Genomic DNA, 18,813 nt, shown 5'->3' on the forward strand with positions numbered 1-18,813 from the left:
TACCAATAGACATCAAGAAATACGGTCGTTCATCGACCAATAACAAGCGAAAAACGAGGCTTTGCCCAAGAGCAAGTCACTTTAGCAATGTATAAATTAGACTATGCAGTTGGTTTTGTGAAATAACTCTTTTCAAACCAAAAAATCCTATTTTTCCATATCCTCTAGCTGAATTTCCAGTGCCTTGGTAGATAACTGAACTTCCACCAAGGAGAGCATCAACGAAACCATAAGCGCCAAAAGACTGATGCCAAAAACGAGGTTGGCCCAAAAGCCGAATTCCAGATAAATTAAACTCATGGTAATCACTGCCAATAAAAAACTGAATATTGCAGTCGCCTGCATATTCTTGATTATGGACAAACGCTTTCGCAACTTTTTTACCTGTAGGGCAATTGCAGGCGAGGACGTTTCTTCATACTTCTGATGCAATTGCCTGATCAATGCAGCAATGGCTAAATATCGTGCATTATACGCCAACATAGTTAGTGAGATTGCCGGAAAGAGCAAAGCAGGAATGCTTAAAGTAAGCTCCATATTATTTATTGATCTTTCTTGAACTTGTTTTGTCGGCAGTCGGGAAATCCTCTGGAATCGCTTGTGTTACCTTTCCTGTAGCGGCCCATTCAGCGCCTCTAAGCATACTGGTTAAAAAGCCAACACATTCCACCGAGTAATCCACATGCCCCATAATATTATGGAATATGCGCCCTTTACCATACTCTAAAGACATTAAAGCAGGTTCATGTCTATCAGTGCCTTTATTTTCCGGATCGGAATATGCCGTTGCTAAAACCTTCATATTCTCTGCGGGCCCTCGAAGGCTATTGTACAATTCATCTTTGGTATGTAACCACATAGGGGGCATTCCCTTTGTAATTGGGTGCTCTTCTCTTATCTGAATTTGATATTCGCTCTGTGGGCCATGTGCACCGGCACTCCCAGGACTATCATCACGAATAAGTTCGCCGTCATTATTGTAATACACATACGGACCATCTTTTTCGGTTCGGTCTCCCCAACCTCCTAAACCAATCATTTCGTTATAAGCTTCCCATTTAGGGAAGGAATTATCGGCCGCGTGAAAAACAACAAGTCCACCTCCTTTTTTGATGTATTTCTCAAATTTCTTTTGTGTTTCCTCAGGCCATGGAGCAGCATTCCATCCAAAATTACAGATGACCACATCGTACTTTGAAAACTTGGGACTATAATTTGGGTCATGTTCCGGCTTTTCTTTTGCCTCCGTTTCCTGAACACCGGCTATTGGAAACTCCGAAATGTATTTATCTCCCTTCCATGTATATTCCGAACGAGCCACCTCAACCGTAAATAGACCGGTATTCTCCATTTCGGTTTTTAATATATATGTGATTTTAGGCCATTGATCATGATTGTTCTGGCCGTCCACAATAAGCGCTTTCATTTTTTTGGACTGAGATGATTGAGAAATAGCCGTATTAGAAACAAAAACTACGGAAAGTATAAAAACTAAGGTTCGAAAATTACACATATTACATATTTTGGATGCATAAATATAAGAGATTGTAACTAAGTTTATTAAAAAAAGAAAAAGTATATGCCTTTTAAAGTTGTAAATTGAAATCTTAACCGAATAACTTCAAATGGCTTCTTCTCACTTGAAATTTTCATCTAAACTTCCTAATGCGAAGACTACAATTTTTACTACTGTGGGTAATCTGGCCCGCAAGCATAACGCCATAGATTTATCTCAGGGTTTTCCAAATTTTGAAGTGGATCAGAAACTAAGAAATTTGGTTACCAACGCCATGCAAAAAGGTCATAACCAATATGCCCCAATGCAAGGGTATTATCGTCTCAGGGAAATTATTTCTCAAAAAATTGAAATCCTTCATAATAGAATCTATAAACCCGAAACTGAAATTACCGTCACCGTTGGGGCTACGCAGGCTATTTTTACAGCTATTACGGCGTTTGTAAACAAAGGTGACGAGGTGGTCGTATTCAAACCTGCTTATGATTGCTACGAGCCAGCAATTGAACTCAATGGCGGAATTCCCATTTACGTACAATTGGACGCTGATGGTTACAAACCCGATTGGCAAGCGTTCAAGAACAAAATTTCAGAGAAAACCCGAATGGTAATCATTAATACACCCCATAACCCAAGCGGGCGGATTTTCTCTAAAGAGGATATGCTGCAGCTTCAGGAAATTCTAAAGCCTACCAACTGCATTGTGGTTAGCGACGAGGTTTATGAGCATATTATTTTTGATGGAAATGCACATCAAAGTGCTTCTAGGTTTGATGATTTAGCACAGCGTAGTTTTGTTTGTGCCTCTTTTGGAAAAACTTTTCACGTAACCGGATGGAAAATAGGTTATTGCGCCGCTCCAGAAGTTTTGATGCGTGAATTTAGAAAAACACATCAGTTTGCTGTGTTTTGTGTTGACCACCCTGTGCAACGCGCCATGGCGGACTATTTATGGAAAGAGGAAAACTATCTAAGCCTACCTTCTTTCTATCAAGAAAAAAGAGATTTATTTTTAGAAGGATTAAAAGGCTCCAAGTTTAAATTCAAACCCTCTGAGGGAACGTATTTTCAGCTGTTGGACTATAGTAAAATTACAGAGGAGAGTGATGAAGATTTAGCAAAGCGATTGATTACAGAGTACAAATTGGCAAGCATACCCATATCTTCTTTTAATGCGAATAATCGTCAAGACGGGGTTTTACGATTTTGTTTTGCAAAGAAAAATGAAACTTTGAAACAAGCTATTGACATTCTTCAGTCGTTTTAAATCTGATGCAAACCTTAAAAAAAAGGCATAAAAAAAAGCGGCCTTTGGGTGAGCCACTTTTTTTTAATTTTTTTCGAAATGCTTTACAGCATAAATAATTTTCTGGTCAGCATGACAATTCCGCTGAAAAAATCATTTTTGTACACTTGAATCTCTTCAGATGTTTGGTTAATTTGGGCTTCCATAGGTCGTAAGTTTAGGTAAAATCGGATTTGGGATGCGACTTTCGATTAATAACACCATAAAAATACAGCCAAAGATGTTATCAAAAAAAAAGTTGTTGTGAAGCGGTATAAATCTGTTGTGAAGAACCTTATTGACAATTTTCTTACAAAAATTACCGTAAAATGATTAGGAGGTTTTACTTACAAAATCATTTCAGGGACATCTCCATCCACAATTAAAACACCTTCCGTAGCCTTTTTAATATCATCTACAGAAACACCGGGTGCACGCTCAAGAAGTTTAAACCCTTTTGGGGTTACCTCTATTACAGCTAAGTTGGTAACTATTTTGGTTACGCAGCCTACACCAGTAAGTGGTAAGCTGCATTTTTTCAGAAGTTTAGATTCTCCAGCACGATTGGTATGCATCATGGCTACAATTATATTCTCTGCAGAGGCTACCAAATCCATAGCACCACCCATACCTTTGACCATTTTACCCGGAATTTTCCAGTTGGCAATATCGCCAGTTTCAGAAACTTCCATGGCACCTAGAATAGTAAGATCTACATGTTTACCCCTAATCATAGCAAAACTGGTTGCAGAATCAAAAAAAGACGCTCCGTTAAGTGTAGTAATGGTCTGCTTTCCCGCGTTGATTATATCGGCATCCTCCTCCCCTTCAAAAGGAAAAGGCCCCATGCCTAGGACGCCGTTTTCACTCTGAAACTCTACATTTATATCATCTCTCACAAAGTTGGCCACCAAAGTAGGAATACCAATACCCAAATTTACATAGTATCCGTCTTTGACCTCTTTTGCAATTCGTTTTGCGATTCCGTTTTTATCTAACATAACTAATGTATCAATTAAAAAATGAGAAAATGTACCAATGTTACTTTTGTTGATTTTTTTTGCTGGTACTCACAATTTTGTACATAATTAAACCGAGTTCATTTATATCCATTTTCAAATCCTGTTTGAAAGGATACGATGTAGCTCGTTCACATAATATCAACCAATATTTAGTTTCCTCTAGCTCTTTTAATGCTATTTTAATTTTGTGTATAAAGTCTACCCTACTTTCAGCATTTTGAGCTTCATGAATATTTGCTCCAATACTAGTACCAGATTTTAAAAGTTGATTGGCAATTACAAACTTTCCTTTTTCCTTTAGCACTTCACAAAAATCTATAATTTTCAAAGCAAAATCTATTGATTTCACAACAACTGGATTCTCCTTTTTGACCATTATACTATTTTAAAAATAATCTCTTTAAGGTGCTTAATTGCTACATTAACACATTGAATCATTAATTAATTGTGCGGACGCACAGTAAGTTGTTCAATCCGTTTTTCATAGTTTTTACCTTGGAAAATACGTTGAATGAATATACCTGGGACATGCACTTGATTTGGGTCTAATTCGCCTGCAGGAACAAGCTCTTCAACTTCGGCAACGGTAATTTTGGCCGCTCCACACATACAGGGGTTAAAGTTTCTGGCGGTACCCTTAAAAATTAGGTTTCCGGCTTCATCTCCCTTCCATGCTTTTACAAATGCAAAATCCGCATTAAACGCTTCCTCCAGCACATACATTTTTCCGTTAAACTCCCGGGTTTCCTTACCTTCTGCAACTTCGGTACCATAACCCGCCGGCGTATAGAAAGCAGGAAAACCTGCTTGTGCCGCACGGCATTTTTCGGCTAATGTACCTTGCGGAGTCAATTCCACTTCCAATTCGCCACTTAACATTTGCCGTTCAAACTCTTCGTTCTCTCCTACGTAAGAAGATATCATTTTTTTAATCTGATGCTTGTGCAATAGCAATCCTAGCCCAAAATCATCCACCCCGGCATTATTGGAAATACAAGTAATATCCTTGATGTTGGATTCTACAAGTGCGGTAATCGCGTTTTCCGGAATTCCACACAGCCCAAAACCACCTAGCATAAAGGTCATTCCGTCTTGAATACCCTGCAAGGCTTCTTTTACATCAGTTACTTTTTTAGAGATCATACTAAAGGAATAAAAGATTTCTATTGCAGTCAAGTTACAATTTTAAAACGAAATTGCCCGTGACTTTCGGTGAAAGTCACGGGCAATTTCCCAAGCAATTATCTGCTTCTATTCTTTAAAAATCCAAGTCGTCTAAATCATCATCCAAGCCTTCATTTTCATCATTATCCTCTTCAACTTTACTACAGTCTATATTTATGGACATGTTTTCAGGTTTATCAAATTCCCCATCGGAAATACCTAAATCCTTATTCTCATAGTTCTTTTTCATGTACAGCCCCCAAATAGGTAGCGCCATAGAAGCCCCTTGACCATACGTTATGGATTTAAAGTGTACCGACCTTTCTTCACCACCTACCCAAACACCGGTTACCAGGTTAGGCACCATACCCATAAACCAACCATCACTCTGATTTTGTGTCGTGCCGGTCTTACCCGCTATTGGGTTCGTAAATCCGTAAGGATATCCAGTAATCACCTCTTTATAAGCCGTAGTATTTTTTTGGTATGAATGTCTTAATCGCGTACCAGAACCACCTTCGGTAACACCTTGCATTAGGTCTACCATGGCATAGGCTACATCTTTACTCAACACGTCTTTGGTTTCAGGGACATATTCGTAAAGAACGGTACCGTTTTTATCTTCAATGCGGGTTACCATAACCGGCTTTACATATACCCCTTGATTGGCAAATGCACCATAGGCACCAACCATCTCGTACACATTTATTTCAGGCGTACCCAATGCTATGGAAGGTACCTCTAGAATTTCCCGGTTCAGACCTAGGTTGTTTACAATGGAAACCACGGACCTTGGACCTACACGGTCTATTAATTGTGCGGTTACAGTATTAACCGAATTTGCCAGTGCGGCTTTTAACGTATAATTTTTACCAGAGTATTTTCCATCGGCATTTTTTGGACACCAAGGCTCCATATTACCATGTTTTCCGGCTTCTATACAATATTGCGTATCCGGTAGTTCATCACAAGGCGATAATCGTAATTGATCTATAGCCGCAGCATAAACGAAAGGCTTGAAAGTAGACCCTGCTTGACGCGATCCTTGAATAACATTATCATACTGAAAGTGTCTATAATCTATACCACCAACCCAAGCTTTTACATGACCTGTCTGCGGTTCCATAGACATCATAGCGGCTCTCAAGAATGTTTTATAGTATCTAATAGAATCTAAAGGCGTCATAATTGTATCACGCTCACGACCGTCACTATTCCAATCAAAAACGGTCATCTCTGTCTTTTTCTTGAAAGATTCTCGGATTATCTCTTCAGATTTGCCCTCAGATTTCATTTGTCGCCAACGATGAGAATTTTTCATTGCACGCTCCAAAATTCGATTTATATCAGACTTCTCTAAATCTAAAAATGGTGCCGTTGGGTTTCTATCAGGGGTATTTTGGTGAAAAAACTCATCTTGAAGGTTAGACATGTGACTACGAACTGCATCTTCTGCATTAGCCTGCATTCTAGAATCTATAGTCGTGTATATTTTAAGGCCATCTAGATACAAATTCCATTTGTCCCTGCCTCCTTCTAATGCAGGTTTAGGATTCTTGGAAATCCAATCGTTCATAAAACCTTGCAAGTACATTCTAAAATAGGTAGCCAAACCTTCTTTATGTGATTCTGGATTAAAATTAATATCCATCCTCATGGCCTGCAATGAGTCTTTTTCATGCTCGGTAATGAACTCATATTTTGCCATCTGCCCCAATACCGTATTTCTACGATTGGTCACCAATTCTTCTCTTCTAATTGGGTTGAAATAGGACGAGTTTTTAAGCATTCCCACCAAAACTGCCGATTCTTCTACCTTTAATTGCTGTGGCTCTTTACCAAAATATATTTTTGCCGCAGAACGTATCCCATCTGCGTTATTAAGAAAATCATATTGATTGAGGTACATAGCAATAATCTCTTCTTTGGTATATTGCCTTTCGAGACGCGTAGCTAGCACCCACTCCATTATTTTTTGACGTATGGCCTCTACCTTATTCTTAGACCTTACGCCCACAAAAAGTTGCCGTGCTAACTGCTGTGTAATGGTACTGGCACCCCCTTTTTTACCTAGATAGGCCAACGCTCTCATAAACCCGAAAGCATCAATACCGGAGTGATCGTAAAAACGAGCATCTTCAGTAGCAATAAGGGCATTCACCAAATTCTGAGGAAGACTATCGTAAGGTACGGGAGTACGGTTATCATCTAAATAAAACTTACCCAATGTTTTGGCATCCGAAGAAATAATCTCTGTAGCCAAATTGGTCTGTGGGTTCTCTAGGTATTCATATTCAGGCATATCTATACCTAAAAGACCCTCGGAAGCCAATAAAAATATTAATGCGACTAATAGAATACCTGAAGTGAACAGGATCCAGAACCACTTGATATATTTAAAATATCCTTTGGTTTTTTTCTTTTCAACCACCTTCTTGGCCATAATACGTTACTCGTTACTTTTTTCTATTTCAAACCCGACGTCTGTAACGCCTTTTAAATTTTCAACCCCGTTAACACTACCATTTTTTCGCATGGCATGCCAGATACGTAAATTATATACGCCAGAGGAAGGAAAAACGATGTTTTCCTTGTACCATAATTTATTTTCTTTAATGCTACCATATCCTTTTCCCAACCAAGTACCATCTGGTAAAGCCATCTCGTACTCCAACGTATCTTTCACCGTTTCTCCCGAAGGAAATTCCAATTCTGCAATTAAAAACAGGTTATTGTAAGGGAACGTGGCGTCATTACGAACCGTAATGAACATATTATGTCTTTGTGTAGTATCTATTTCAGAAAACGAAAAAACAATGTTGTCCTCTTTGCCCCATGAACCGCCTTTAGTAGCCTGAAATTCAGATTTCACTAAATTATCATTACAAGCAAAACATAAGGCTACAACAGCAAAAACCAGTAAAAACCTAGCCATTTTTTTGCTGCCTTTTAGGGTTATTATTTCTCCTTCTTTTGTTCTTTGAAGCATTTGTTGCATTGGCAGGTTTATTGCCTCTATTCTTATTGTTGTTATTATGGTTTCCGCCACTATTTGCTTTGGCTTTATTTTTCTTACGATTTCTATTTCTTGAAGATCGCTTAGGTCTGTCAAAACGGGTAAGGCTATCTTGCCCAACCACATTCTCGAACACCTTTTCTTCCTTAACGAAATTATCTACCGTATATTCCTCTAGGCTGGCAACTTTTTCTTTCTTTTTATTTTTGGCAAGAATTTCCTGAACCTGCTCCTTGGTCAACGTATGCCAATTTGCCGGATCATCTTTATAGGAAAACCAAAGCATTCCTTTGAAAATATCGGTTTTTTGGCAGAATGCGAGACCCTTTTCTGTAAACAATCTCGTGTCTTGAGGTGGAAAATCTTTTAGTGCGTCTAGATACATGTCTAGCTCATAATTTAAGCAACATTTTAGCTTACCACACTGCCCTGCTAATTTTTGGGGATTCAATGATAATTGCTGGTAACGAGCCGCAGAAGTACTTACTGATCTAAAATCGGTCAACCAAGTTGAGCAACATAATTCTCGTCCGCACGAACCTATACCACCCAAGCGCTGAGCCTCTTGACGATACCCAATTTGGCGCATCTCTATGCGAATACCAAAGGCTTTAGCCATATCTTTTATGAGCTGCCTGAAATCTACACGATCTTCTGCCGTATAATAAAACGTGGCCTTGGAACCATCACCTTGAAATTCAACATCTGAAATCTTCATTTGAAGCTTCAGAATAATCGCTATCTCTCGTGCACGTTTCTTGATTTCTTCCTCTCGGTCACGGCATTTTTGCCATTTATCAATATCGTTCTGCGACGCTTTTCTGTGGATTTTTGGAAGGTTTTCGTCTTTATAATCCACCTTCTTGCGCTTCATTTGCACTTTTACCAATTCACCAACAAGGGTAACCATACCAATGTCATGACCTGATTGTGCTTGTGTTGCCACAATATCACCTATCGAAATGGATAGATTTTCACTATTTCTGAAGAATTCTTTTCTACTGTTCTTAAATCGAACTTCTACGCAATCAAACGGCTTTTCACCATTAGGAAGCGACATGTTGGAAAGCCAATCAAAGACGGTTAATTTATTACAACCATCGGTACCACAAGTTCCATTATTCTTGCAACCAGAAGGTTGTCCGTCCTTACCGGTCGAACAACTGCTACAGCCCATATTTTATATGTTGGTTTGGTCTAAACGGGGGTTTTTGACCAAATAAGGTTCGTACTAATTTTATATGTAAAGGTACTAAATTTTTAATGTGATAGAAAGTTATCTCAACTTAGGCGGGTTCTTCGTTCCTTTGTACTAGTTACCTCTATGTTTAAAAATATTGGATGCTCCATTCTATGGAAAAACAAAAAAACCTAAGCAATACCGTTCTCTATCTCATGAGCCTATCTGCTGGTCTAATTGTAGCCAACCTGTACTACAACCAACCTCTGCTGCACATGATTTCAGTAAGTTTTGGGGTAACAGAATCTGCTGTTAGTAATGTTGCATTGGCTTCTCAGTTAGGCTATGCATTTGGGTTGCTTTTTGTAGTTCCTTTGGGCGACATGATATCCAATCAAAAAATATTGAAATTTGATTTTGCACTTATGCTCATATCGCTATTGGCTGCAGGGTTCTCAACTTCATTATGGCTACTTGTTGTTGCCAGTTTCTTTATTGGGTGTACCTCTGCTTTACCACAACTGTTCGTTCCTATGGCTGCTCAATTATCAAATGCTAAAAATAGAGGCCGGGCCATTGGCATTGTCATGAGCGGATTGCTGATTGGTATTTTGGCAAGTCGTGCTATTAGTGGTTTTGTTGGCGAGCAATTTGGTTGGCGCACTATGTATTTTGTAGCTACGGTAATGATGCTTATCCTTTTTATTGTTTTAAAATTAAAATTGCCACAGATCAAACCTGTTTATGAAGGCAGTTATAAAGACTTGATGAAATCATTAATTCATTTCTTTAAAACCGAACCTCCATTGCGACTTGCAGCAGTAAGAGGCGGACTTTCATTTGCAGGGCTGAGTGCTTTTTGGACAACTTTAGTTTTTCTAATGGAGGATAATTTTGGCTATGGAAGTGGTATTACCGGTATGTTTGGCCTTATTGGAGTGGTAGGCGCATTAGCAGCCACAGTAGTAGGAAAACTAAGCGACCGTATGAGCAAAAACCGAATTGTTATTATATCTACCTTAGTTTTAATTCTCTCTTGGGCTGTATTTTTGTTTTCCCATCACTCAATCATAGGCATTATAATTGGTGTTATCCTGGTAGACCTTGGCCAACAATCACTTCATATTGCCAATCAGAACATTATATTCTCCCGAAATGAGAACGCCCGTAACCGTGTAAATACGGTTTATATGGTTATCTTTTTCTTAGGAGGTGCCCTTGGAACCGTGTTAGGCGCTTACGCGTGGCAGCACTACCAATGGATGGGTGTATCTACTCTTGGTCTAATCCTTTCAATTGTATCACTAATTGCCCATCTGGGTTTTGGGGATAAGAAAATTTAAATCTTACTTTTTAAACTTTAAGACTTCTGACCTTCCCTTTTTAAAAATTTTATTGCTGGCCCCTTTTCCCCTTCTCAGTTCTTTCTGTTCCTCAAAAGGCAAGGCATTTATTTCTTGACAACTGTCCGAACAGCAATTGTCCATCTTTTGGGCGCACTCATCACATTGAATAAACAAAAGGTGACAAGCTTCGTTAGCACAATTTACATGGTTGTCACATGGTTTACCACACTGGTGACAGTTGGCAATTACATCATCAGTAATTCGCTCGCTGCGTCGGTGATCAAAAACAAAGTTTTTGCCTAAAAATTTATTTTCAAGGTTTTTATTCTCCACTTGGCGGGTATAATCAATAATACCACCTTCCAATTGATATACTTGCTTAAAGCCTTTATGCTTATAATACGCACTTGCTTTTTCACATCTAATACCACCCGTACAGTACATGACCAGTTTCTTATCCTCTTTATGATTCTCAAGGTCCTTTTCAATAATATCTAATGAATCCCTAAACGTATCAACATCTGGGGTAATAGCTTTTTTAAAATGACCAATTTCGCTCTCATAGTGATTACGCATATCTACCAGAACCGTATCTGGGTCTTCTATAAGTTCATTGAATTTTTCCGCATCAACATGAATACCTTTATTTGTTACATCAAAAGTATCATCTACCAGACCATCTGCCACAATTTTATTTCTCACCTTTACCTTTAATTTTAAGAAAGAGAGATTGTCTTGCTCAATGGCGATATTCAACCGAACATTTTCCAAAAAAGAAATACTGTCCAAATGGGTTTTAAATTCTTCAAAATTTTCGGCAGGTACGGATAATTGGGCATTTATCCCTTCGTGAGCCACATAAATTCGCCCAAGAACGTCCAATTCGTTCCAATTGATGAAAAGATGATTTCTAAATATTTCCGGATTACCGATCTGTGCATATTTGTAGAAAGAGATAGTCAAACGTTCTTGACCGGCTTCTTCAATAAGTGCCGCTCTTTCTTTTGCACTTAAGTTATTGTACAGTTGCATGCTATACCAATGTTTTAAGTTTGTAAAGAATAATTTAAGTGGGCAAAGATAAGAAATATTGAGGATTGTTTTAATAACGGTAGAACGGAAGTAAAAAGACAAACATCAACCGTAAACTACCTTGGGTAGATTCAAGAAACAATAAAATAGAATATACTTAGATTTCAAGTAAAGCATCGGAATATTCAACTTGAATATCGAGTAAAAAATAAAAAAGAGCCCTGACAAAATCAAGGCTCTTTATTGACCGTTCCAATTTTTCTTCTTCATAGCATCTTTAAAGAACACATTAAAAAGGAAACGATCACCATTGTCCCCTAACACTAAAAAGGGGCACTTATTTGAGTTAGTTTCCGGTTCATGACCGGAACAGTATTTTAAATAAGATACTACGCCGCCTTCAAGGTTGCGTTATTGAAACAACTTTTTTAATAAACACTTCTGTTTTAGACGTGTAACAAACGGATACCTTACGAACCGAATAATAATTATTGAAATTTTAACGTATTGCGAATGCGAAAAAAACCCGTACCCTATTTTTAGAAAATGAATGGCAGAACTGGCATTATGATAAAAGAAATGCTAATTTAGCATCCCTTAAAAAAAAGAAAATATGAGCTCGGAAAAAGATGCAAAACTAAAAGCCCTTAAGTTAACCTTAGATAAATTAGATAAGACTTACGGAAAAGGTGCCGTAATGAAAATGGGCGATAGAGTGGTGGAAGATGTTGAAATCATCCCTTCCGGTTCATTAGGCCTAGATATAGCCTTAGGCGTAGGTGGTTACCCACGTGGTAGAGTCATTGAAATTTACGGTCCGGAATCATCGGGTAAAACCACTTTGACCTTACACGCTATTGCCGAAGCTCAAAAAAACGGAGGAATTGCAGCTTTTATTGATGCAGAGCACGCTTTTGACCGTTTTTATGCTCAAAAACTAGGTGTTGATATTGACAACCTGATTATTTCTCAACCGGATAATGGTGAGCAAGCATTGGAAATTGCCGATAACTTGATCCGTTCTGGTGCTATTGACATTGTTATTATTGACTCCGTTGCTGCGTTGACCCCTAAAAGTGAGATTGAAGGTGAAATGGGAGACTCTAAAATGGGGCTTCACGCAAGGTTAATGTCACAAGCACTTCGGAAGCTTACCGGTTCTATCAGTAAAACCAATTGTACCGTAATCTTCATTAACCAGTTACGTGAGAAAATTGGCGTAATGTTCGGAAACCCTGAAACAACTACTGGTGGTAACGCATTAAAATTCTACGCTTCGGTACGACTTGACATTCGTAGATCTACACAAATTAAGGATACAGATGGTAATGTTCAAGGGAACAAAACCCGTGTAAAAGTTGTGAAGAACAAAGTTGCACCGCCATTTAGAACTACTGAGTTTGATATTATGTATGGCGAAGGAATCTCTAAAGTCGGAGAGATAATCGACCTTGGCGTGGAGTATGAAATCGTTAAGAAAAGTGGTTCTTGGTTCAGTTATGGAGATACAAAATTAGGACAAGGCCGTGATGCCGTAAAGTCCTTATTATTAGACAACCCAGAACTTTTTGAAGAATTGGACGGAAAAATCAGAGCTGCTATTAAAGCTCTAAAAGAATAATTAGGAATATCTTCCTTTAAGAGTACCTTGCGCCGTTATTATACGACTATTGATAATCGTATAATAACGGCGCAACGCTTTAACCTAAGCTTAAGAATACTTCACGCAACCCTTGTAACAATTTTCCATCTATTATAAAAAATTTGAATACTATGGGTAAATTGTACCTTAAGCTTTTAACAATTGCATTTGCGCTAACTACAGTATCTTGTAGTTTAAATGATGACGACATAAACTTTAAGTATACGCCTTTAGAAATTACAGGAGCCACTTTGCCGGATACCTTTGAACTCGGAGAAGTATATGATGTAAATGTTAACATTCTAAGAACTAACGATTGTAATTTATTTGATCGGTTTGATGTGACCCGTTCTTTTACGGACACTAGTCAAATTAGGACCGTTTCTGCCATTGGTATTGCTTTAGAGAAAGATTCTTGCGCCGACGTTAATGATGAAATTGAAGATTTATTTCAGTTTGAAGTTCTTTATACCGAACCTTATATTTTTAGATTTTATACGGGCGATGATGTTGAGGGAGAAGCTGAATTTATAGAAATTGAAGTGCCAGTGAAAGAATAATTATCTTTAACCTAAATCGTAAGTACTTCACAAGAACTTTTTTAAGCAAGTATATAACGATTAACCAAATGTTTTAAAAAACACGCCGTCACTTTGGGTCTAGAAGAACTCATTATTAATTGCAAAAAAGGAAACCGCAAGGCACAAGAACAATTGTATCGCGATTATTCTCGCACCTTGTTCGGTATCTGCTTAAAGTATTCGCGTAACCGCACGGAAGCCGAAGACAATTTGCATGACAGTTTTTTGGTCATTTATGAAAAAGTGGGGCAGTTTAAACACAAGGGCTCTTTTGAAGGGTGGCTAAAGCGTATTACCGTCAATACCGTACTTCAAAAATACCGTAAAGATGAGCCTTTAAGCTTAGTAAGCGATGCAATTGAAGATACAGAAACGGTATTGGATAGCAGCTATGAAAATTTAAGTTTAGACGTATTACTAAAACACATTCAAGAATTACCGGATAAATACCGCCTTACATTCAACCTATATGTTTTAGACGGGTATACCCACAAAGAAATCAGCGAGCTTTTAGGTACCACCCAGGGCACATCAAAAAGTAATCTGGCCAGAGCACGCAAGTTGTTAAAAGAAAAAATAGAGATTACAAAGAATAAAGCCATCATTGGCCTACTCATCTTCCTTTTGATAGGATTTTGCGTTTGACCTTTGAAAAAGAGTACATCAAAAAAACAAAATACCAAGTACCTAAGCATTGAATAATGAGTAAAAAAAATATAGAAAACCTGTTTCAGGAAAAGTTTCGCGACTTTGAGGAGGTGCCGGACCCAAGGGTCTGGACATCCATTGAAGCCTCTCTGAACAAGAAGAAAAAGAAAAGGGCCTTTCCTATCTGGTGGACCCTGGGCGGAGCTGCAGCGGCATTGGTTATTGGATTAGTTGCTTTCTATCCCTTTGAGACTAAAAACGAAGCTCCTAGTAGTTTCACAGATGTTGACCAAAAGGAAAATACAATTGAAAACACCCCTAAAAATACCAATGAGTTTATTTTAGACAACACAGACGAAGTTGTTGAAAATGAGTCTAGTATATCCACATATTCTGAAATAACCCCAGAGTCCTCAAATAAGGAAACAAAGCACAAAACTACGACTACTTTGAATGCTGACGAGATTCAAACTAATTCTCACAAAAGTACGTACGAAAAGTCAGGTTTAAAATCAAATATAACCACAGAAGTTGCTCAAACAGAAAAAAAACCAAATGGTACCGAAAATACTAGAACCATTATGAGTACCTCTAACAAACCTGACTATGCTTCCAACCTGGAAAAAGACAATCAACCTATAACAGCATCAAACCATTCTCCCTCAAACGAAGAGCATATAGAAACATCAAAAACTAACGTTAGTGATTCAATCGGCATAGCTTCAAACATAAACAATGCAGATAGCCCAGAAACGAAACTTCGAAAAGACGATGATCCAGCTTCAGTTTCCCAAACAGAAATAGTAGAAAACATCACGTCCGTTCAAAAAGAGAAAGAGGAAAACGAAATGAAATCCATTTTTGATGAAATTGAAGCTGAGGAAGAAATTGTAAGCACTGAAAAAACCGGTCGTTGGTCTGCAGGACCCAATGTTGCTCCCGTTTATTACAATGCAATTGGTGACGGTTCGCCAGTAAATTCCATTTTTAATGAAAATTCTAAATCCGGGAATACTAACCTTAGCTACGGTCTAACCGTTGCCTATGCTTTAAATGATAAATTAAGCATACGTTCCGGGCTAAATAAAGTAGACTATGGGTATGACACCAATGATGTTGGTTTTACCTCTACCTTACAAGAAGCCTCCTCAGAAAAAATACAGAATATTAACTATGCCAGTACTGCAAAAAACATAGTGGTCACCGGCCAAAATAGCAACTTTAATAGTCTGGCAAATGCCGATGCTATGTTTGCTTTTGAAGTCACAGACGCTAATCCTAACCAAAGAAACGGCACCATGGCACAGCAATTTGGATATCTAGAGGTGCCTTTAGAGCTTGACTACGCATTGATAGATCGCAAATTTGGCTTGAATATACTGGGCGGTGTAAGCTCATTGTTTCTGATAGACAACTCCGTAACCCTTACATCAGGGGAGTTAACAACCGAAATAGGTGAAGCGAACAATGTGAACTCCGTTAACTTTAGTACCAACATTGGGTTTGGTGTTAATTACAAATTCACTCCTAAAATACGTTTTAACGTAGAACCAGTTTTTAAATATCAATTGAATACCTTCTCAGATGTATCCGGAGATTTCAATCCGTTTACCATTGGGGTTTACAGTGGACTTAATTTTAAATTCTAAATTTATTCTCAGCCCTTCTTTATTTTTAGGTAGTTTGCACACTGTAAAAACTGATTGATGAAACAGAAGCTTCAAATTTTTAAGGCGGTGGCATTTCACTCTAGTTTCACAAAAGCGGCAGAGCAACTTTTTATATCACAACCAGCCGTATCCAAAGCCATCCGTACTATTGAAGATGAATACAAAACCACTTTCTTTCTTAGAAAACGGAATTCAATTGAACTTACAGAAGACGGAAAAGCTTTTCTAGTCTATGCCAATAGAATACTAGATATACATTCCGAAATAGAAAATCAGTTTCTGCATCAGAAAGAACATATTCCTGATTCCATTCACTTTGGAGCAAGTACCACCTTAATCAACCATATAGTTCCAAAGATTATTGCGAAGTTTAGAACGCAGCATCCACATACCCATTTTGATATAAAAAGTGGCAATTCAGAAGAAATAGAAGAATCCATTCTAAACCAACAATTAAATTTTGGCATCACGGAAGGCAGCAACACCAACCGCAAACTGCACTATAAAAAATTTATAAAAGACGAAATTGTACTGGTTACCAGCGTCAAAAATTCGGCTTTCAAACAAAATACGATACCCACAGAGACCCTTCAGAAACTACCTATGATCGAGCGGGAAATGGGTTCCGGTACCAGAGAAATTATCTACCACTTTCTAAAAGAGCATCAGATTAAAAAACTGAACAACATTGTTACCCTAAATAGCACCGAAGCTATTAAACATTATCTCTACCACTCGGATACTTTTGCCCTACTATCCATTCATGCTATAAATGAAGACCTCATTGCCAATAAATTGAAAATTATAGACATTAAGAATATTTCCATTGAACGTTGGTTTTACTTTGTTTCTAGAACAGGCTATCAATCTAACGTAATGGAGTACTTTGAAAAATTCGCCAGAAACAACTATAACTTTTAGTTATTTCCTATAGCATATTAAATTGCTTAAAAGTAATTTAACGCCCCTATTTTTGTATCAGTAAATGAAGTTGATATGAAAGATAGAATGACAAAAGCAATATTTATAGGATTAGCATTATTAGTAGTTAGCGGATGGGTAAATAGCCCTACGGCACTACTTCTTGGTTTTGGTTTTACCTTATTTTTTAATAATCCGTTTAAGGCATATTGCCATAAGGCCATTCATTCCTTTCTTAAGGTATCTGTAGTAGGTTTAGGGTTTGGTATGTTCATAAAAGAAACCTTGGAGACCAGTAAAGAAGGTTTTACCTTAACTTTCTTATCCATTCTTTTAACCGTAAGCCTAGGCTTTCTCCTCACAAAACTTCTAAAATTAGACACCAAACTAGGACATTTGATTACCTCTGGAACTTCAGTTTGTGGTGGTAGTGCCATTGCGGCCATTTCTCCCGTAATCAACGCAAAAAGTAAAAGCATAAGTATTGCCTTAGGCGTCGTGTTCCTGTTAAACTCTGTAGCCTTATTTGTTTTTCCGGCTGTTGGACATTACCTAAACCTCACTCAACACCAATTCGGACTCTGGTGTGCTGTGGCAATACATGATACAAGTTCTGTGGTTGGTGCCGCTTTAGGCTATGGTGATGAAGCATTAAGAATAGCTACTACCGTGAAATTATCACGTATGCTCTGGATTATTCCACTATCCCTTCTCTCTATGTTTGTTTTTAAAACCAAAGGCGAAAAAGTGAAGTGGCCGTATTTCATCCTTCTTTTTATTGGAGCGATACTCGTAAACAGTTACCACCTTATCCCTGCACCGGCAACTAGTCTTCTAGTATCAGGCTCTAAACATCTTTTGGTATTGACCTTGTTTCTAGTGGGTTCGACTATTTCTATAAACGACTTGAAGAAAACAGGTATCCGTCCCATGGTTTTGGCCGTTCTTCTTTGGATATTTATTTCAGTACTATCCCTAGTCTATATATTATACTAGTCTTGGTTATGCAGCGGTCATTTTGTTTGAAGCTCATTCAAAATGACCGCTCTCACCTCTTCGCGTAGTCCCGCCTTATTCTCTTCGGAAAGTTTTTTAGTTTCAAAAAATCGATGCACTTTAGCACGAACCAGCCCAGGACCTCCACTAAAAAATGAAAATGAGAATCGCTTTTTGTTATCATAGAACGTCATGGGAACGACCGGTATTTTATGGGCAATAGCCATTCTGAAGGCTCCGTCTTTAAAATTATCCAGAAGAATGCTTTCATCATCCGGAACTCCACCTTCGGGAAAAATGCAGATACTTAATCCTTGGCTCAATCGTTTTTGTGCACGCCTGTAAACCGCTGTTCTACTTTTAGCGTCGCTTCGATCTACCATAATACACACCCGTTTAAAGAAAAATCCAAAAAGAGGAATCTTTGCCAATTCTTTCTTTCCAACAAACACAAAAGGATTTTTGCTGACATAAAGCATAAGCATTATATCTAACATGCTGGTATGGTTTGCAACGAGCATATAACTCTTTCCCATTGTTATTTTCTGCTCCCAAGATATTTTTGGCGGACACCACATTCCATACAAAATAGGCATGGCCCAAAGGTTTCTGGCCATCCAAAAAAACTGCGGATACCATTTCTCGGACAACGTACTCAATAATAAAAAAGGAAAAAACAAAAGGATGGGCAAGGCAACCAGAATATAGAACCAAATGCGGTACAAGGTATAGCCTATTTTTTTAAGTGGTTTGGGCATAAAATCAAAAGTAACAATTTTATGAGGTATAACCCA

18 protein-coding genes are annotated in these 18,813 nt (G+C 38.1%); 8 read left to right on the forward strand and 10 right to left on the reverse strand.

All coding sequences use genetic code 11. The features are described from left to right. Window positions 1–147: 147 nt before the first annotated feature. Together IWC72_RS05660 and IWC72_RS05665 are read right to left on the reverse strand one after the other, a co-directional pair. Window positions 148–537, reverse strand: coding sequence for a DUF2721 domain-containing protein (locus IWC72_RS05660; RefSeq protein ID WP_194529112.1), 390 nt, complete (start codon window positions 535–537; stop codon window positions 148–150). A 1-nt stretch (window position 538) separates the two neighbouring features. Then, window positions 539–1,513: a ThuA domain-containing protein gene (locus IWC72_RS05665; RefSeq protein ID WP_194525248.1), complete on the reverse strand. Its 975-nt coding sequence runs from the start codon at window positions 1,511–1,513 to the stop codon at window positions 539–541. 112 nt (window positions 1,514–1,625) lie between these two features. Here IWC72_RS05665 and IWC72_RS05670 point away from each other — a divergent pair, with 112 nt between their 5' ends. Beyond that, window positions 1,626–2,783, forward strand: a complete 1,158-nt coding sequence (locus tag IWC72_RS05670) for a methionine aminotransferase (protein WP_226979499.1) — start codon at window positions 1,626–1,628, stop codon at window positions 2,781–2,783. A gap of 365 nt (window positions 2,784–3,148) precedes the next feature. Here IWC72_RS05670 and IWC72_RS05675 read toward each other — a convergent pair whose 3' ends face one another. From IWC72_RS05675 to IWC72_RS05700, 6 genes are all read right to left on the reverse strand, one after another. After that, window positions 3,149–3,802, reverse strand: coding sequence for a 3-oxoacid CoA-transferase subunit B (locus IWC72_RS05675; RefSeq protein WP_194525249.1), 654 nt, complete (start codon window positions 3,800–3,802; stop codon window positions 3,149–3,151). 40 nt (window positions 3,803–3,842) lie between these two features. Beyond that, complete coding sequence (locus tag IWC72_RS05680) at window positions 3,843–4,199, reverse strand: four helix bundle protein (RefSeq protein WP_194529113.1); 357 nt, start codon at window positions 4,197–4,199, stop codon at window positions 3,843–3,845. Between the two features lie 65 nt (window positions 4,200–4,264). Continuing rightward, window positions 4,265–4,966, reverse strand: a complete 702-nt coding sequence (locus IWC72_RS05685) for a CoA transferase subunit A (RefSeq protein ID WP_194529114.1) — start codon at window positions 4,964–4,966, stop codon at window positions 4,265–4,267. 115 nt (window positions 4,967–5,081) lie between these two features. Then, complete coding sequence (locus IWC72_RS05690; RefSeq protein WP_194529115.1) at window positions 5,082–7,430, reverse strand: penicillin-binding protein 1A; 2,349 nt, start codon at window positions 7,428–7,430, stop codon at window positions 5,082–5,084. A 6-nt stretch (window positions 7,431–7,436) separates the two neighbouring features. Next, window positions 7,437–7,922: a gliding motility lipoprotein GldH gene (locus tag IWC72_RS05695; RefSeq protein WP_194529116.1), complete on the reverse strand. Its 486-nt coding sequence runs from the start codon at window positions 7,920–7,922 to the stop codon at window positions 7,437–7,439. Further along, window positions 7,915–9,180, reverse strand: coding sequence for a PSP1 domain-containing protein (locus tag IWC72_RS05700; RefSeq protein WP_194525254.1), 1,266 nt, complete (start codon window positions 9,178–9,180; stop codon window positions 7,915–7,917). The genes IWC72_RS05695 and IWC72_RS05700 overlap by 8 nt, the downstream gene beginning before the upstream one ends. Window positions 9,181–9,356: 176 nt before the next feature. Here IWC72_RS05700 and IWC72_RS05705 point away from each other — a divergent pair, with 176 nt between their 5' ends. Continuing rightward, window positions 9,357–10,526 carry an MFS transporter gene (locus tag IWC72_RS05705; protein ID WP_194529117.1) on the forward strand — a complete coding sequence of 390 codons (1,170 nt, stop codon included), beginning with the start codon at window positions 9,357–9,359 and terminating at the stop codon, window positions 10,524–10,526. A 3-nt stretch (window positions 10,527–10,529) separates the two neighbouring features. On the opposite strand, the gene trhO is transcribed toward IWC72_RS05705, so the two are convergent. Then, on the reverse strand, window positions 10,530–11,561 hold the full coding sequence (gene trhO / locus IWC72_RS05710) for an oxygen-dependent tRNA uridine(34) hydroxylase TrhO (RefSeq protein ID WP_194529118.1): 1,032 nt from the start codon (window positions 11,559–11,561) through the stop codon (window positions 10,530–10,532). 613 nt (window positions 11,562–12,174) lie between these two features. Between trhO and recA the strand changes: the two genes are divergently transcribed. The 6 genes from recA (at window position 12,175) to IWC72_RS05740 (ending at window position 18,019) form a co-directional block, all read left to right on the forward strand. Beyond that, the gene (gene recA, locus IWC72_RS05715) at window positions 12,175–13,182 is read left to right on the forward strand and encodes a recombinase RecA (RefSeq protein WP_194525257.1); all 1,008 of its coding nucleotides are present in this window, start codon (window positions 12,175–12,177) and stop codon (window positions 13,180–13,182) included. 152 nt (window positions 13,183–13,334) lie between these two features. Next, the gene (locus tag IWC72_RS05720) at window positions 13,335–13,763 is read left to right on the forward strand and encodes a hypothetical protein (RefSeq protein WP_194529119.1); all 429 of its coding nucleotides are present in this window, start codon (window positions 13,335–13,337) and stop codon (window positions 13,761–13,763) included. 93 nt (window positions 13,764–13,856) lie between these two features. Next, entirely contained in the window at window positions 13,857–14,429 is a 573-nt protein-coding gene (locus tag IWC72_RS05725; protein WP_194525259.1) for an RNA polymerase sigma factor, read from the forward strand. A gap of 56 nt (window positions 14,430–14,485) precedes the next feature. Next, complete coding sequence (locus tag IWC72_RS05730) at window positions 14,486–16,081, forward strand: outer membrane beta-barrel protein (protein ID WP_194529120.1); 1,596 nt, start codon at window positions 14,486–14,488, stop codon at window positions 16,079–16,081. A gap of 57 nt (window positions 16,082–16,138) precedes the next feature. Further along, window positions 16,139–17,023 carry a LysR substrate-binding domain-containing protein gene (locus tag IWC72_RS05735; protein ID WP_194529121.1) on the forward strand — a complete coding sequence of 295 codons (885 nt, stop codon included), beginning with the start codon at window positions 16,139–16,141 and terminating at the stop codon, window positions 17,021–17,023. Between the two features lie 75 nt (window positions 17,024–17,098). Further along, a complete protein-coding gene (locus tag IWC72_RS05740; protein ID WP_194529122.1) occupies window positions 17,099–18,019 on the forward strand; it encodes a YeiH family protein in 921 nt (306 codons plus the stop codon). A gap of 17 nt (window positions 18,020–18,036) precedes the next feature. Here the strand turns inward: IWC72_RS05740 and IWC72_RS05745 are convergent, their stop codons facing one another. Continuing rightward, window positions 18,037–18,777: a lysophospholipid acyltransferase family protein gene (locus IWC72_RS05745; RefSeq protein WP_194529123.1), complete on the reverse strand. Its 741-nt coding sequence runs from the start codon at window positions 18,775–18,777 to the stop codon at window positions 18,037–18,039. Between the last annotated feature and the right edge of the window lie 36 nt (window positions 18,778–18,813).

Source organism: Zobellia roscoffensis (assembly GCF_015330165.1).
Lineage (GTDB): Bacteria > Bacteroidota > Bacteroidia > Flavobacteriales > Flavobacteriaceae > Zobellia > Zobellia roscoffensis.